Below are 15,771 nucleotides of genomic sequence, written 5' to 3' on the forward strand. Positions count from 1 at the left end.
CGGGGTGTTCATGCGCGTCCTGGTCATTGAAGACGAAACCAAAGTCGGCTGCTTCATCAAGCGGGCGCTTGAGGAAGAGAGCTATGCCGTCGATCTCTGCGAGGACGGCGCCAAAGGGCTTGAGATGGCCCTGGCAACGAACTACGACTTGATCATCGTCGATCTCATGCTCCCGTCGATGTCGGGGATGGAGATCCTGAAAGCCGTTCGTCGCGAGCGCATTCAAACCCCGATGATGATTCTGACGGCGCAGTCCCAGGTGGACCAGCGTGTGAAAGGGCTCGATGCCGGCGCCGACGACTACCTGACCAAACCGTTTGCGATTGACGAATTGCTGGCCCGTGTGCGCGCGCTCCTGCGGCGGGGTTCAACGGAAAGTCCCGGCATTCTCCAGATCGACGATCTGGTGTTGAATCCGGCCACGCGCGAGGTTACCCGGGAGGGGCAGCGGATCGACCTCACGTTGAAGGAATACGCGTTGCTGGAATACCTCATGCGCCACACCGGCCGTGTGCTCACGCGGCCGATGATCTCCGAGCACGTGTGGAATCAGGACTTCGATACGTTCACCAACGTCATTGACGTCTACGTCAACTATCTGCGCAACAAGATCGATCGGGGCCGGGCCAAGAAACTCATTCACACCATTCGCGGCAGCGGGTACATGTTGAAGGCCGACTAGCAGGATGCTGACACTGTCTGTCTTGCGCATTCAGGACAACCCTGGGCGACCGGCTTGTGTAGGAGCCTGGTGATGCCGCTCCGCGTCCGGCTGACGATCTGGTACGGCAGTACACTGGCGCTCGTGCTCATTATCTTCTCCGTCGTTTTGTACAGCGTCACCGCGCGGAGTCTCCGCGACGAAGTCGATCAGGCGCTGGAGGAAACGGCGACCGCCGCCGTCCGTTCGCTGGAAGAGCGCGGCTTCCTGCCTCTGATCGACGAAGAATCATTGCTCTCGCAGTTTCCCGAGCTTGCGCGCATCGACAAGTTCTTTCAGATCTTCAGCCCGTCGGGGACGATCACGATTCGTTCCCCCAATATCAAGCAGCATGAAGTCCCCTTGAGCCGTCTGGCGATCGAAGCGAGCGTCAGCGGAAAGACGATCTTCGAGTCAGCCCGCTATCCCAAAGAGCCGCCGCTCCGGCTGATCTCGATGCCGATCATGTATCGGGGGAGCCTGCTGTATATCGTGCAGGTCGGCACCTCGATGAAATCCATCGAGGACACCTTGCAACGTCTTCTGCTGGTGCTCCTCGTGACGATGCCGATCGCCCTGGCGGTGTCGCTGGCCAGCGGCTGGTTTTTGGCCGGCCGGGCGCTGCGGCCTGTGGATGCCATCACCCTGGCGGCGCAGCGCATTGCCGCGGGGGATCTCAGCCAGCGGCTGACGGTGTCGACGTCGCCGGACGAGATTGGCCGGCTGGCGCACACCTTCAACGACATGATCGGGCGCCTTGATGCCTCATTCCGGCAGATCCGCCAATTCAGCAGCGATGCCTCACACGAACTCCGGACACCGCTGACGGTCATGAAAGGAGAGACCGAACTGGTGCTCCGGCGGCCTCGCCCTCTCGCCGACTACCAATCGGTGCTCGAAAGCAATCTGGAAGAAATCGACCGGATGACGCACATCGTCGATGAATTGCTCTTTCTCTCCCGGGCCGACATGGGAGAAGTGAGAATGGAAGCGTTGCCCGTCGAGCTGGAATCGCTGGTGGAAGACATCCACCGCCAGGCGACCTTGCTCGGGCAGGATCGGCAGATCGACGTGGTGCTGGGGACGATGATGCCGGCGGCTGTGCAGGGCGACGAATTGCGTCTGCGGGAGCTCCTGCTGAATCTGGTGGAGAACGCCATCAAGTATTCCCATCCAGGCGGGAAGGTCGAGATCTCCCTCATCACAGAGGGAGCGCAGGCCAAGTTGTCGGTCACCGATCAAGGGATCGGCATTGCGCCCGAGGACCAGCGGCGTATCTTCAACCGGTTCTTCCGGACCGACGCGGCGCGGGGGCATACCAAGAAAGGAACGGGTCTCGGGTTGGCCATCTGTACCTGGATTGCGGAATCTCACAAGGGCCGGATCGATGTCACCAGTCAGCCGGGCCTCGGCTCCACCTTTGCCGTGACGTTGCCGCTTGCGCCCGCTGCTGCTTAGCTACTTCTAATTCGCTCCTAATCCTCTTCTCATCGCCGGTTGTTACCGTGATTCGTATTCATATCTGAGAGTACGAGGGCACCGGTTTCATCTATTAAAAGGGGGGACCTATGAGACAGAGCGTTCGAAGCACAGTGGGATCCGTCGTCGCCCTTGCGGCGGTGGGAGCGGTCTTGATGTGGGGCGGGCAATCGTCGATCTCGTCCCATGCATTCGGCGGGACGCAGGCGAATGCCGGTGGTCCGGTCGCTTTGCCGGCAGCGCCGGCTTCGAACGGATTTGCCGAGGTGGCCAAGGCCGTCACGCCCGCGGTGGTGAATATCACCACTGTCACCGGCGAGAAAGTCTCCGAGGGCCGGAACGTGCCGGATGAATTGCGCGACAGGATGGAGGAGTTTTTCGGCGGGCCGGGGGGACCGTCCGGCCCGCGTGGATTCCGTGGACCTCAGGGACCGGGTGAGCCTCGGGGACACCGTGGCGGAGGCCAGGGCTCAGGGGTGATCGTTTCGAGCGATGGCTATGTGCTGACGAACAACCATGTCATCGATGGCGCGCGGGAAGTGACGGTGACTCTTCCCGACAAGCGTGAATTCAAGGGCAAGATCGTCGGGGCCGATCCCAAAACGGATTTGGCGGTCGTGAAGATTGACGGACAGAACCTTCCGACGGTGGCCTGGGGCGATGCGACGAAGCTGCAGGTCGGTGAATATGTACTGGCCGTCGGCAATCCCTTTGGGCTGAATTCGACGGTGACGCTCGGCATTGTCAGCGCGCTGGGGCGCGGGCGCATGGGGATCACGCAGTACGAAGATTTCATTCAAACCGACGCGGCCATCAATCCTGGCAACTCCGGCGGCGCGCTGGTGAACACACGCGGTGAGTTGGTCGGGATCAACACGGCGATTTTCTCCCAGACCGGCGGGTATCAGGGTGTCGGATTCGCCGTCCCGACCAGTATGGGCAAGCCGATCTATGAAAGCCTGATCAAGACGGGCAAGGTTGTCCGAGGCTACCTAGGCGTCGGCATTCAGGACCTCAGCCAGGATCTGGCGAAGTCGTTTGGCATCAAGGATGCCAAGGGGGCGCTGGTCAGTGATGTGAAAGAGGAGAGCCCGGCGGATCAGGCCGGCCTGAAGCAGGGCGATGTGATTATCTTCTATCAAGGTTCACCCGTCGAGGATGCCGTGGCCCTCCAGCGCCTGGTGACCAGGACTGCGGTGGGCACGAAGGTGCCGGTCAAGGTCATTCGTGACGGGCGCGAGAAGGACCTGACGGTGACGATTGCGGAGCAGCCGGATACGACCAGGATCGCCAAAGCCGACCAGACTGAAGCGGACTATGCCTTTGCCGGCGTTGCCGTGCAGGATCTCGATCGGGAGACGGCCAAGGAACTGGGGCTGAAAGGCAAGACACAGGGCGTGGTCGTCACCAGTGTGGAGCCGGACAGCGGGGCTGAAAAAGCCGGTCTGATGCCAGGCGACGTGATCCGGGAGATCAACCGTCAGCCGGTCAAGTCGGTGAAGGAGTTCGAGAAGGTTTCGTCAGCAGTCAAGAAGGGGGAGAACGTTCTGATCCTGATCAATCGCCGTGGCAGTTCCTTGTTCCTCACCGCGAAAGTCTAATAGTGCAATTCAGGGGGTGGGGCACGGGCCTCACCCTCATCCCTAAAGGCTATTCCAAACGGCCGTTCAGCAAGGTCGCAGCGAGTCGTACCCTTTGGGGTACGTTGAGGGCCTAAACGACGCGAGAAGGAAGCCGGCGGGCATTTCCTTCATCCTGTTAATCGAAGACGACAGTCTTCCTGCCATACACCAGCACGCGATGCTCAATATGGCGCCGCACCGCGCGGGCCAGCACAATTTCCTCCAGGTCGCGTCCTTTCCTCACGAGGTCATCTACCGTGTCCCGGTGTCCGACGCGAATGACGTCCTGCTCGATGATCGGTCCCTCGTCCAGATCTTCCGTCGCGTAATGGGCCGTCGCTCCGATGATCTTCACACCCCGCTCGTAGGCCTGGCGATAGGGATTCGCTCCGATGAAGGCCGGAAGGAAGGAGTGATGGATATTGATCACCGGGCAACCGATCTGCGAGAGAAAGTTCGCGCTGAGTATCTGCATGTATCGGGCCATCACGACCAACTCCACACGATATTCCTTTAGTTTCGACACGACCTGCTCCTCCTGCTGCGGCTTCGTCTCCTTCGTGACGGGATAGACCGCAAACGGTATCTTGAAGAGCTCGGCCCAACTTGCGCAGGTATCGTGGTTGGAGATGATGGTGGGGATGTCGATGCGGAGTTCATCGCGCCTGTGTCGCTGAAGCAGGTCTGCCAGACAATGATCCTGCTTGGAGACGAGCATGCCAACCCGGAGGCGATGGCTTGAGGGATGTACCTCAAAGCGCATGTCGAAGATCTTCGCGATGGGCGCAAAGGCGGCGGGAATCTCGTTCGGGGGAATCTGCAACCCTTCCGTCGAGAACTCCATCCGCATCAGAAAGTCATTCGTCTCCTCGTCGGTGTGATGATCCGAGTCGAGGATGTTCCCGCCAAACTCATGAATGAAACCGGAGACGCGGGCCACAATGCCTTTCCGGTCTTTGCAGTGGATCAGGATGACGACGGACTCTTTGCGATTCGCGGTCATAGCGGGTTGGTCCCTTTCTTCCGTTGACAAGAGATGCGTCAGATCATAAGGGTGCCGTGAACGGTCCTGGAGAGTGCCTATGACACGATGTGGCCCACGAGATCGTAGGTGGCGGCGTCCGTAATCTCGACCTTCACGAGATCGCCCGGGTTCGCGCTGCCGTCATTGATATAGACGACGCCGTCGATCTCAGGGGCCAGACCTTCATGCCGCCCTTCCAGCAAGAGCGGGGTTTCTTCGGACGGCCCATCGACCAGGACCTCCATGACCGAGCCGATGCGTGCCTGGCCCTTCGCGGCGGCAATCTCTTCCTGTATGGCGAGCAACTCATTGCGCCGTTCGTCCATTATGGCTCGCTCAACCTTGTCGTCCAACGAGATCGCGGTCGTATCTTCTTCATCCGAGTAGAGAAATACGGCAACCCGGTCGAATTCCTTCTCCGTCACATAGGTCTTGAGCTCCTGGTAGGCCTTTTCCGTCTCACCGGGAAATCCTACGATGAAGGCCGTCCGGAAGGTCACGCCGGGAATGCGGGTACGGATGCGGTCCACGAGTTTGTCGATGGCGGCGCGAGTCCCCAGCCGATGCATGCGCTTCAGCATCCGGTCATTGATATGTTGCAGCGGCATGTCGATGTACTTGGTAATCTTCTCCTCACCGGCATAGAGGTCGAGCAGGTCGTCGGTCACTTGCTGGGGGTACAGATAGAAGGGTCTGATCCACCGGATGTCCGTCACCTTCACGAGCGCGCGGAGCAGGGTGGTCAATCCGCCTCGAATGCCCAGATCGACGCCGTAGTTGATCGTATCCTGTGAAATCAGGTTGATTTCTTTCACCCCTTCTGCGGCGAGCCGTTCGGCTTCGGCCACAATTGATTCGACCGGGCGGCTGCGTTGCTTCCCCCGCATGATGGGAATCGCGCAGAAGGCGCAGTTCCGATTGCACCCTTCGGCGATCTTCACATAGGCGCTGTGCGCCTTCCCGAGGCGGAGGCGAGGGGCGTCGGCGTCGTAGAGATACGGAGGCTCGCTGATCCAGAGCCGTTGCTGCCGTTTCTTGGGGGCCAAGAGGTCCCGACAGATCGTCGCGATCTTCCCGAATTCTCCGGTTCCCACCACTCCATCCAATTCCGGAAGTTCTTTGAGCAGATCACCCTGGTACCGTTGCGCAAGACAGCCCGCGGCAATGAGCACCCGACAGGCGCCCTTTTTCTTCAGCTTGCCATGTTCGAGGATGGTGTTGATGGATTCCTGCTTGGCCTCTTCGATAAAGCCGCAGGTATTGATGATGACGACTTCGGCCTTCTTCGGGTTGCCGGTCAACTGAAAGCCGTCGTTGACGAGCGTGCCGAGCATGACCTCCGAGTCCACCTGGTTTTTTGAACAGCCCAGGTTCACGAAACCGATAGTCGGTTTTTTGCCGGCCACAGCCGTCTTTGCGAGAACAGCCTTCTTCGTCGTCTTTTTCCGGTCGAGTTGGATTAGCGGTGTAGACATCCAGGCAGTCTACGGGACGGTGAAAAATTCTGTCAACTTCGTGCCCCTTGCCCCTTGCCTCTTGCCTCCCGTAAAGTGCAGCCATGATTCGGACATTCCAAGGCATCAAGCCGACCATTCCCGATTCCTGCTTTATCGAAGATACGGCCGTCGTGATCGGCGACGTCGTCATGGGCGAGGCCTGTAGTGTCTGGTTCAACGCCGTGATCCGTGGCGATGTCCACTACATCCGCATCGGGAACCGGACGAATGTTCAGGATCTCTGCATGCTCCATGTGACCCACGACACCCATCCTCTCATCATCGGCAACGAGGTGACCATCGGACATAGCGTGGTGCTGCACGGTTGCACCATCAAGGATCGTGTCCTGGTGGGGATGGGGGCGATTGTCATGGACGGCGCGGTGATCGGAGAGGATTCGGTCGTCGGGGCCGGGGCGCTGGTGGTGGAAGGCACCATTGTGCCGCCCAAAAGTTTGATCCTGGGATCGCCTGCGAAGGTCAAGCGCGCGGTGACCGAGCAGGAATTGGCCTGGGTCAAGGAGTCGGCGGAGAACTACGTGCAGTACGCCCGCCAATATCTCAGCGATACGGCGAAGCCCACCGGGTTTCGCCCGTAGCCACGCGTTGTCCCTTTACCCCGTACCGATTTTCACAAAACAGATCGGGTCTCCCACCAATGCCGTGGGATATTGCCGCCGTTCGACACGGTAGGGGATCTTTTTCCGATGGCACCAGTCGGCGATCCACACTACTTCTTCTGTCGAGGTCGTCATCAATCCGGGGAGGCTCAGCTTCGGCAGGCAGCGATCGACGATCGACCGCACAATCCGCCGCTGTTGTTCAAACCGGCGCGGGTCGAAGCTCACGGGATCGGCGGTCCCGTAGGAAAGCGGAGCCAGGTTGGGAAAGCGTTCCGGGTCATTCAGGACGCTGACCATCCAGAGATGGTCGAAACGGCCCTGAGCCTTGGCCGCATCCTGGCTATGAAATCGCACCGGCAGACTGCGACAGGCACGGTTCAGCGCCGCCACCTCGGTGCGTCTCAGATTGTAGGGCTCGACGGTGCGGCCCAACTCAAGCGCTTCCGCCAACAACGGGGGTAGTTCCGCCACACCGGCACCCACATACAGGCTCCGGCCCTGCGGGGCGAGACGTTGGCAGAGAGCCTGGGCGATCTGTGCGCCAAGCCTCTGGCAGGGTCCTCGTTTGGCCCGCCAAAATTCATCGCCCCCCTCGTAGCAATAGACGCGGCCCAAGGTCGTGTAATCCAGGCGGCTGAACACATCGCTGATGACGCGTCGTATGGAACGGTGCAGTGTCGCGGCCATTATTCCTCAAGCTGGTTGGCGGCCAATGAGCGCACGGCGGCGGTCACCGCATCGGCCACGGATGAAAGAAAGTCGAAGTTGAGCGTATCGATGGTATCGGTCGATCGATGGTAGTGGGGATTTCTGAAATTAGCCGTGTCGGTGATCATGACGGCGGGGAAGCCCTGCTCCCAAAAGGCCGTATGGTCGCTTCGTCTGGTGTCGGGGAGCTGTTCGCCGTTGCCCGGGACAATCAAGGGGACGACCGGGACAGAGAGGCTCATGGCCTGCGCTACCGTGCTGGTCAACGAAGCAGAGGCCTGATTGCCGATGATCGCGAGAAAATTGCCAACGGTCGGGACGGTGACGGGAATGCCCGGCGGAGTTTTCTGTGATCCTTCTTTGTCGCTCGCATAGCCGACGCACTCAAGGACGATCGCTCCGTGAATCGATTGGCTGGTGGCCGCGAGATGTGTGGTGTAAGCCTGGCTTCCCAAGAGGTCCTCTTCCTCCAGGCAAAACGCGATGAACTGCACGGGGCGGGCAAGATCCGTCTGCGCAAGTCGCCCGGCGACTTCGATGAGCACCGCCAGGCCGCTGGCGTTGTCGTCCGCGCCGGGCGAGCCTTCGACGGTATCGTAGTGGGCGGCCAGGATCAGCGGAGCTGATGACTGGCCCTTCGCGGCCGGCCTGGTCGCGATCAGATTGTCGTAGAAACTTCCCCAGGCTTCGAATCGATGCGTGGTTACGTCGAGCCCCTGTCTGGCGAATGCTTGCGTGAGGTAGGCCGCCGTGTCTTGCAGGGCTGCGGGAGACGTGTGGGGATGCCGCTCTCTGGCGAGATGGATAAGATGTGGGGTGAGGTCATCAGCCACGCGCGGGGATTCCTTGCATCGAGATGCTACGACACAATCTCGGTGCCGATGCCTTTGCGGGTGAAGATTTCCAGCAAGAGCGCGTGGGGAATGCGGCCGTCGATGATATGGGCTTTCCCGGCGCCGCCGACCAGCGCGTCGAGGCAGGCCTGCACCTTGGGCAACATGCCCTCGCCGATGACGCCCTTTTTCACCATCCGCTGCACATCTTTGCGCGACACGGTGGAGAGGTGGCGGCTGTTCGCGTCGCGGATGCCTTTCACGTCCGTCATCATGACCAGCTTTTCGGCATGGAGTGAGGCGGCGATCGCACCGGCGACGAGGTCCGCATTGATGTTGTAGGTGTTGCCTTCCCGGTCCGTCCCGATGGGAGCGATGACGGGGATGTAGTGATCCTGCTGGAGTTTCAGCACCAGGCTGGGATCGACGGATTGCACTTCTCCGACGAGCCCGAAATCGCCCTGGTCGTCCCCTTCGAGATCTTTGCCCAGACTGTCCGCCCAGGCCTTGGCCGTCAGCGGGCGTGCCATGATGAGCCCGCCGTCTTTTCCGCTGAGTCCGACGGCCCGTCCTCCATGGCGATTGAGGAGTTCCACAATCTCCATGTTGATCTTGCCGGCCAGGACCATCTCGACGATTTCCATCGTGGCTTCGTCGGTCACCCGGACACCGTGGCGAAACTTGGCTTGGATGCCCAGCCGGGTGAGCATCTTGTCGATCTGCGGTCCTCCGCCATGCACGATGACAGGGTTGAGCCCGACGTATTTCAGCAGGACGACATCTTCGGCAAACCGTTCCTTCAGCGCGGTCTCTGTCATCGCGTGGCCGCCGTACTTGACGACCACGGTTTTGCCACGGAAGGTCCGGATATAGGGGAGCGCCTCGATCAGAACGTTGGCCTTTTTAATCAATCGATTCATGTACGCCTCCGGCGTTAGGCAAGGGGGGACGGGGCTAGAGGCGAGCGGGGTTAGTCTTGTCCACGGGTCTCTCGCCACTTGCCTGCATTAGAGAATATACCGGCTCAAGTCCTGGTCCTTCACGATGTCCTTCAAGCGCTCACGCACGTAGGCGGCGCTGATCGGAACGGTTTTGTCCGGCCACTCCGGCCCGGCAAACGAAATCTCCTCCAGCAGCCGCTCCATGATCGTGAAGAGACGGCGGGCGCCGATATTTTCCGTCCGCTCATTGACCTGGACGGCCAGCTCGGCGATTTCTTCGAGCCCGTCCTGCGTAAACTCGACGGTCAATCCCTCCGTGGCGAGGAGCGCCTGATACTGCCGGACCAGCGCGCCGCGCGGCTCGGTGAGGATGCGCACGAAATCGTCTTTGGTCAGCGGACTCAGCTCGACGCGAATCGGAAACCGGCCCTGGAGTTCCGGAATCAAGTCCGACGGTTTTGCCACATGGAACGCGCCCGCGGCAATAAATAAAATGTGATCGGTGAGCACCGGGCCGTGTTTGGTGTTGACGGTGCAGCCTTCCACGATCGGGAGCAGGTCGCGTTGCACGCCTTCGCGCGAGACATCCGGCCCCGCCGTTCGCTCGCGGCCCGCGATCTTATCAATTTCATCCAGAAACACAATCCCGGTCTGCTGGACTTTGGCGATCGCCTCGCGCACGACCTCGTCCATGTCGATGAGCTTCTGCGCTTCTTCCTGGGTCAATTGTTTGAGCGCGTCCGCCACTTTCATGCGCCGGTTCTTTTTCTTGCCCGGCAACATGCCGCCGAGCATGTCCTGGAGATTACTCTGCAGGTCTTCCAGGCCGCCGATATTCGAGGTCACGCCTACCGGAAGCCCCCGTTCCTTGACCTCCAGCTCGACCGTGCGCTCGTCCAGCTTGCCTTCCCGCAGCTGCAGCCGAAGCTTGGATCTGGTCGTCTCGTAGGAATCATGTCCGGCCGGGGCGGTGGAGTCGGTGGAACTCTCCACGCTTATGGGCCGGGGCGGTGGCGGCGGGAGCAGGAGATCCAGCAAGCGGTCTTCTCCGTGCTGTTCGGCCTTCTGCTGAACATCTTCGAGGCGGCCGGTCTTGACCATGTTGATGGCCAGTTCCGTCAGATCGCGAATGATCGATTCCACATCGCGCCCGACGTAGCCCACTTCGGTAAACTTGGACGCCTCGACCTTGATGAACGGGGCTTGCGCCAGTTTGGCCAGGCGGCGCGCGATCTCGGTTTTGCCGACGCCGGTCGGGCCGATCATGATGATATTCTTGGGCATGACCTCATCGCGTAGATCCGGCGCCAGTTGCTGTCGCCGCCAGCGGTTCCGGAGCGCAATGGCGACCATCCGTTTGGCGTCTTTCTGGCCGATGACGTAGCGGTTCAGCTCCTCGACGATCTGGGATGGGGTCAGGCTGTTCACATTCAACGGCGCGGTATCGGTCTTCATCTGTCCCACGGTTGTGATTTACCCTCGTAGTTCCTCAACAATAATCTGCTGGTTCGTGTAAATGTCGATGGCTCCGGCAATCATCATGGCTTCCTTCACGATGGCTGCGGCGTCCAGCTGTGAATGCCCCAGCAATGCTCTGGCTGCCGACAGGGCGTAGGGCCCCCCGGAGCCGATGGCCAGAATGCCGTCCTCCGGTTCCACCACGTCGCCGGTTCCCGAGATGATGAAGGACTGGTCCCGGCCGGCGACGGCCAGCAGCGCCTCCAGGCGGCGGAGCACGCGATCCGTGCGCCAATCTTTCGCCAGCTCGACGGCGGCTCTGGTCAGATTGCCGCGAAACTCTTCGAGCTTGCTCTCGAACTTTTCAAACAGGGTAAACGCGTCGGCGGTTGCGCCGGCAAATCCTGCCAGGACCTGGTCATGGTGCAGGCGCCGGAGCTTTTTGGCGTTTTGTTTCATGACGGTCGTGCCGACGGTTACCTGCCCGTCGCAGCCCATGGCCACCCGGCCGTCCCGTCGTACGCACAAAATGGTCGTCGAGCGAATTTTCATGATCCGGTGTCGTCCTTTTGGGGAGCCGATGGCGTCGCCGTCCTGGCCCGGGGGTGGGCCCGGTCATAGACGGCGAGGAGCTGGTCTGCTGCCAGGTGGGTGTATTTCTGTGTCGTATTGAGAGACGCATGCCCCAGCATTTCTTGAATGGACCGCAAGTCCGCCCCTTCGTCCAGCAGATGCGTGGCGTAGGAGTGGCGAAGGGCGTGTGGGCTGACGGCCCCGCCCGCGAGGCGGCTTGAATAGCGGGACACCAGGCGGGCCACGCTGCGAGTGGTGAGGCGGCCGCCGCGGTGGTTGAGGAAGAGGGGTGCCGAAGGCTGTTGTGCATGGGCCGGCAACGTCAGTGAGGCGCGATACGTTCGGATGGCTTGGAGTGCGAGGTCCCCGATCGGGACGATCCGTTCCTTCCGTCCTTTCCCGCGCAGCCGCACGAGACCGTCGTCGAAGTTGAGATCGCGTAGATTGAGGCCCACTGCTTCGCTGACACGCGCACCGGTCGAATACAGCGTTTCGAGGAGCGCCCGATCTCGCAACGCCAGAGGTGACGTTCCTTCAGGGAATTCCATCAAGATATTCGCGTCATCTTTGGTCAGGACCCGAGGTAACGGCTTGGGGAGTTTGGGGCTGCGAATCTCTTCGGCCGGATTCTTCGTGACCGTGCCTTCCCGCAGGTGAAACCGATAGAAGCTGCGCAGGCAGGCCAGCTTGCGCGACAGCGAGGATGACTTTTCGCCTTTCCGGTCCAGCCAATGGAGATAGGTGCGGATCGATTCCGCTGTAATCTCGCCGGCGTGGATCGGGCTGGGCGGCTGCTGCCTCTGACTGAGGAAGGTGGCCAATTGGGTCAGGTCTGACCGGTAGTTGCGAATGGTCTCCGGCGAGGCATTGCGCTCGACTGCAAGGAATCTCATGAAAGCGCGGATTGCGTCATCCATCGATCAAAATCCTCGCGGGCTCGCTGGGCGATGAGTTGCCGCTTCCTGTCCTTGTCTCTCGGCGGTTGCGCAAGCGGCGGAAAGAGGCCGAAGTTGGTGTTCATCGGCTGAAAGTGCTTGGGGTCGGAGGAGGACACGTGCCCCACCAGGCATCCGTGCGCTGTGGTCGGAGGGGGAGTGACGAGTGGTAAGCCAGCCAGCGCTCGCGCCGCATTGATTCCCGCGAATCCGCCCATGGCCGCCGATTCCGTATAGCCCTCGACGCCGACCAATTGCCCGGCGAAGAACAACGTACCCCGCGCCTTGAACTGCAAGGTATTCAGGAGCAGCTGCGGGGAGTTGATGAACGTGTTCCGATGGAGACTTCCATAACGAAGGAACTCGGCCTGTTCCAATCCCGGAATCATGCGAAAGACGCGTTTTTGCTCCGGATAGGTGAGCTTGGTCTGAAACCCGACCATGTTGTAGCAGGTGCGATGCACGTTCTCCGTCCGCAGCTGAACGACCGCCGTTGGTCTGGTACCGGTCCGGGGATCTTCCAGGCCGACCGGCTTGAGCGGGCCGAATAGCATGGTCTGCCGGCCTCGCTCGGCCATGACTTCGATGGGAATGCAGGCTTCGAAGTACGGCGTCTTTTCAAATTCTTTGGGCTGCACTTTCTCGGCGGCCATCAGGGCGTCGTAAAACGCGTTGTATTGGGCTTCGTTCATCGGGCAGTTCAGGTAATCGTCTCCGCCTTTGTCGTAGCGGGAGGCGGCGAAGACGATGTCCATGTTGATCGAGTCCGCGTCGATAATCGGAGAGATGGCATCGAAGAAATAGAGGTGCTGAGACTGGGTGACGGCACGGATGGCTTGCGACAATGTGTCCGACGTCAGCGGACCGGTGGCGATGATGCAGATACAGTCGGTCGGGATCTCCGTGATTTCTTCGTGAAGAATTCTGACGTTCGGATGGCCTTCGAGGGCCTGGGTAATCCTGAGTGAGAATTGATCGCGGTCCACCGCCAGCGCCGATCCCGCCGGAACCTTCGCCTGTTCGGCCGAGGCCATAATCAACGAGCCCAGGCGCCGCATTTCCTCTTTCAGAATTCCGGGTGCATTCGCCGGATCGGTCGAGCCGAGGGAATTGGAACAGACCAACTCGGCCAGGCCGCCCGTTTTATGCGCCTTCGTCATTTCCTTCGGACGCATCTCGTAGAGCGTGACTTTCGCCCCGCGCTTGGCGGCTTGCCAGGCTGCCTCTGAACCGGCCAGACCACCCCCAATGATGACGATGTCATCTCGCATGCCCACGTCCAACTCCTTACGGGATAAAAGGGAAGGGCTCATTCTAGAAACCGAGTTTTGTGTCTGTCAAGGCAGGACTGTGGGAGTCTGCATTATCCGGAGGGGGCCGATCGAATCGGAGCGCCGCACATGCTAACCCGTCCGAGGGACCTTCGTTTCGGCCATCATTGATCGAATAGGGGGGGCCATGTTAGACTCCCGCCCGGTTGGGCGATTAGCTCAGTGGTAGAGCGCTTCCTTCACACGGAAGAGGCCACAGGTTCGATACCTGTATCGCCCACCATCGTCTTCCCCATTTCCTCCCGTCTTTCCCCGCATAAGTCGTTGCTTTTACAGACAGGTAAAACTCGTTCTGTTTCTGGACAGAATGGGAGTTGTCGGCTACACTTTTCACAGAACTGGCGAAATTGAGCGCCAAGTGGTTTATGTGGTCGAACAAAGTGAGGTTAGGCATGAGAGCAATGTCTTGGGCAGCCGGAGTGGTGATGATGGCCGTTCTTGCCGCTGGATGTGGAACGACGAATCAGTCGGGGAGGGCCAGTGCGGAGCAGGAATATGTGCCTCCGACGAGTATTTATAATATTCTCGACAGCACGGCGATGATCTATTCGGATCCATCGGCGGGATCGCCGATCAATGACAATCCATGGCGGTGGGCGGGGTTTATTCTTCATCCTGTCGGGCAAGCTCTCGACTATGTGTGGAATCGGCCTCTCTATAAGCTCGCGGGCATGTTTCCCTATGCAACGGGATATACCCAGGAGGATTCGATGGTTGACGCGCAGCGTCGCTAAGCCGTCTGACGCCATTCAATTGGTAAGGCCCGTTCTCTCTTTTCTGGGGGGACGGGCCGTTTTTTTGCGCTCTTCGCATCCCAGGGCAAATCGTGTAAGGTTTGAGTGGCGGGTAGGGTGGGATTCAGAGGAGGTGTTGTGCGCGTGATTGAGCGGCACGTTCTTCTCATCGGAATCAGTCTCGTTTTCGGGTTGCTACATGGCTGTAGTGGCGCGCCTCCTCCGGTCAGGCCCGATCTTCCCCCATCTGAAAGCGATCTAGTGCTCCTTGAGTCGGTGGTCCTCTGCGACCGCAAGGCCGATGTCTTCAAGAAACTGCCTCAGGCTTCCTTGTCGTCCCGCTCATGGGGGAGCGGACAGGAGGTGGTCTATCCGGGAACTCAGAGCCCTTCGCATGGGGACGAATCCTATTTCTTTGACGAGGATGGTCTGCTCGTCGGGGCGGTGTTCAGCTTTCCCTCCGGCCTGAACCTTCAACCTTACCCGGAGTTGCGGCGGACGCTCTCGCGCCTCAAGCCTGCTCTGGAGTTTTATCTCAATGCCGCACAGCTGGCGACCAAGGCGGATATGGACAGCAGCACCATCTTTGAGACGGGGGACGAAAAGACCACCTTCCAATACCTGGTGACAGGCAATCAAGAACGGCCTGTTCTGTTGATGGCCTCCTTCACGATCGATCCCTATGCGCGGTTGTTTTCACCCTATCGCCGGGAGTTTCTTGAGCGGCTCAAGCAGCCGTCCGTCGGGAAAGGAGGGCAGAGGATTGAAAGCCAGGGAAGCGAAGACAAAGAGCCCTTCGCCTCCTTGCAACAGTTTGCCCGTGGACAGGCGGCACAACTCGCCTACTGTCAGGAGAAGAACTACGATATCGCTGCGGATGCCTATCAAAAGGCGATCACGAGCGGGTTTACGAACAAAGTCTGGCTGGCGGAAGCCCATCATCGGCTCGGGGTGTCGTGGGAGGCGAAAGGCCGGCTGGATCAGGCCAAAGCGGAGATGCTTGAGTCTCTTGCCATCAGACCGAACAGTCCCGAGGTGCTCAACAATCTCGGGACCGTTGAGCGGAAACTGGGCAATAAAGCCGCTGCCCTCAGCCTGTTTGAAAAGGCGGTGATCCTGCGCCCCAACTATGCCATGGCCCGCTACAACCTGGCCGAGGCGTATGAGCCGGTCAACCCCAAGCGGGCTATCACTGAGTATGAAACGTTCCTCGTCCTTGTCGAAGGGATTCCGGAGGAAGAGGGACGTGTCGCGCACGTCAAGGAACGGCTGAAGACGTTGAAAAAACATTGAATCGGAGTTGGCCGGAGGCGC

General features: G+C 59.9%; 15 protein-coding genes and 1 tRNA gene. 7 read left to right on the top strand and 9 right to left on the bottom strand.

Going from position 1 to position 15,771, the window contains the following annotated elements; genetic code table 11:
• The first annotated feature begins 10 nt into the window (after window positions 1-10).
• The 3 genes from ACO9S2_RS08700 to ACO9S2_RS08710 all read left to right on the top strand — a co-directional run bounded on the left by ACO9S2_RS08700 (window position 11) and on the right by ACO9S2_RS08710 (window position 3,780).
• Entirely contained in the window at window positions 11-682 is a 672-nt protein-coding gene (locus tag ACO9S2_RS08700) for a response regulator (protein ID WP_423721609.1), read from the top strand.
• Window positions 683-754: 72 nt separating this feature from the next.
• Window positions 755-2,158, top strand: coding sequence for a sensor histidine kinase (locus tag ACO9S2_RS08705; RefSeq protein WP_423721610.1), 1,404 nt, complete (start codon window positions 755-757; stop codon window positions 2,156-2,158).
• 110 nt (window positions 2,159-2,268) lie between these two features.
• Complete coding sequence (locus ACO9S2_RS08710; protein WP_423721611.1) at window positions 2,269-3,780, top strand: DegQ family serine endoprotease; 1,512 nt, start codon at window positions 2,269-2,271, stop codon at window positions 3,778-3,780.
• A 157-nt stretch (window positions 3,781-3,937) separates the two neighbouring features.
• Here ACO9S2_RS08710 and purU read toward each other — a convergent pair whose 3' ends face one another.
• Window positions 3,938-4,804, bottom strand: a complete 867-nt coding sequence (purU, locus tag ACO9S2_RS08715) for a formyltetrahydrofolate deformylase (RefSeq protein ID WP_423721613.1) — start codon at window positions 4,802-4,804, stop codon at window positions 3,938-3,940.
• A 77-nt stretch (window positions 4,805-4,881) separates the two neighbouring features.
• On the bottom strand, window positions 4,882-6,300 hold the full coding sequence (gene rimO / locus ACO9S2_RS08720; RefSeq protein WP_423721614.1) for a 30S ribosomal protein S12 methylthiotransferase RimO: 1,419 nt from the start codon (window positions 6,298-6,300) through the stop codon (window positions 4,882-4,884).
• 83 nt (window positions 6,301-6,383) lie between these two features.
• Here rimO and ACO9S2_RS08725 point away from each other — a divergent pair, with 83 nt between their 5' ends.
• Window positions 6,384-6,920 carry a gamma carbonic anhydrase family protein gene (locus ACO9S2_RS08725; RefSeq protein ID WP_423721615.1) on the top strand — a complete coding sequence of 179 codons (537 nt, stop codon included), beginning with the start codon at window positions 6,384-6,386 and terminating at the stop codon, window positions 6,918-6,920.
• A 15-nt stretch (window positions 6,921-6,935) separates the two neighbouring features.
• On the opposite strand, the gene ACO9S2_RS08730 is transcribed toward ACO9S2_RS08725, so the two are convergent.
• The 7 genes from ACO9S2_RS08730 to trmFO all read right to left on the bottom strand — a co-directional run bounded on the left by ACO9S2_RS08730 (window position 6,936) and on the right by trmFO (window position 13,663).
• A complete protein-coding gene (locus tag ACO9S2_RS08730; protein WP_423721616.1) occupies window positions 6,936-7,631 on the bottom strand; it encodes a hypothetical protein in 696 nt (231 codons plus the stop codon).
• Window positions 7,631-8,485: a M28 family peptidase gene (locus tag ACO9S2_RS08735; protein ID WP_423721617.1), complete on the bottom strand. Its 855-nt coding sequence runs from the start codon at window positions 8,483-8,485 to the stop codon at window positions 7,631-7,633. Before ACO9S2_RS08735 ends, ACO9S2_RS08730 begins: the two co-directional genes overlap by 1 nt.
• 26 nt (window positions 8,486-8,511) lie before the next feature.
• A complete protein-coding gene (argB, locus tag ACO9S2_RS08740; RefSeq protein ID WP_423721618.1) occupies window positions 8,512-9,405 on the bottom strand; it encodes an acetylglutamate kinase in 894 nt (297 codons plus the stop codon).
• Between the two features lie 87 nt (window positions 9,406-9,492).
• Window positions 9,493-10,881: an ATP-dependent protease ATPase subunit HslU gene (hslU, locus tag ACO9S2_RS08745; protein ID WP_423722479.1), complete on the bottom strand. Its 1,389-nt coding sequence runs from the start codon at window positions 10,879-10,881 to the stop codon at window positions 9,493-9,495.
• Window positions 10,882-10,899: 18 nt separating this feature from the next.
• Window positions 10,900-11,436: an ATP-dependent protease subunit HslV gene (hslV, locus tag ACO9S2_RS08750; RefSeq protein ID WP_423721619.1), complete on the bottom strand. Its 537-nt coding sequence runs from the start codon at window positions 11,434-11,436 to the stop codon at window positions 10,900-10,902.
• A complete protein-coding gene (xerC, locus tag ACO9S2_RS08755) occupies window positions 11,433-12,374 on the bottom strand; it encodes a tyrosine recombinase XerC (RefSeq protein ID WP_423721620.1) in 942 nt (313 codons plus the stop codon). The genes hslV and xerC overlap by 4 nt, the downstream gene beginning before the upstream one ends.
• Window positions 12,347-13,663 (bottom strand): methylenetetrahydrofolate--tRNA-(uracil(54)-C(5))-methyltransferase (FADH(2)-oxidizing) TrmFO, encoded by a 1,317-nt coding sequence (gene trmFO / locus ACO9S2_RS08760; protein ID WP_423722481.1) that lies wholly within the window; start codon window positions 13,661-13,663, stop codon window positions 12,347-12,349. The genes xerC and trmFO overlap by 28 nt, the downstream gene beginning before the upstream one ends.
• A gap of 208 nt (window positions 13,664-13,871) precedes the next feature.
• Here trmFO and ACO9S2_RS08765 point away from each other — a divergent pair.
• The 3 genes from ACO9S2_RS08765 to ACO9S2_RS08775 all read left to right on the top strand — a co-directional run bounded on the left by ACO9S2_RS08765 (window position 13,872) and on the right by ACO9S2_RS08775 (window position 15,750).
• Window positions 13,872-13,946 (top strand) — tRNA-Val (locus tag ACO9S2_RS08765).
• A gap of 169 nt (window positions 13,947-14,115) precedes the next feature.
• Window positions 14,116-14,457, top strand: coding sequence for a hypothetical protein (locus tag ACO9S2_RS08770; protein WP_423721621.1), 342 nt, complete (start codon window positions 14,116-14,118; stop codon window positions 14,455-14,457).
• Between the two features lie 138 nt (window positions 14,458-14,595).
• Window positions 14,596-15,750 carry a tetratricopeptide repeat protein gene (locus tag ACO9S2_RS08775; RefSeq protein ID WP_423721622.1) on the top strand — a complete coding sequence of 385 codons (1,155 nt, stop codon included), beginning with the start codon at window positions 14,596-14,598 and terminating at the stop codon, window positions 15,748-15,750.
• Window positions 15,751-15,771 lie beyond the last annotated feature (21 nt).

Origin of the sequence: Nitrospira sp. NS4 (genome assembly GCF_049546785.1) — a bacterium.
In the GTDB taxonomy this organism is placed as follows: Bacteria; Nitrospirota; Nitrospiria; order Nitrospirales; family Nitrospiraceae; genus Nitrospira_D.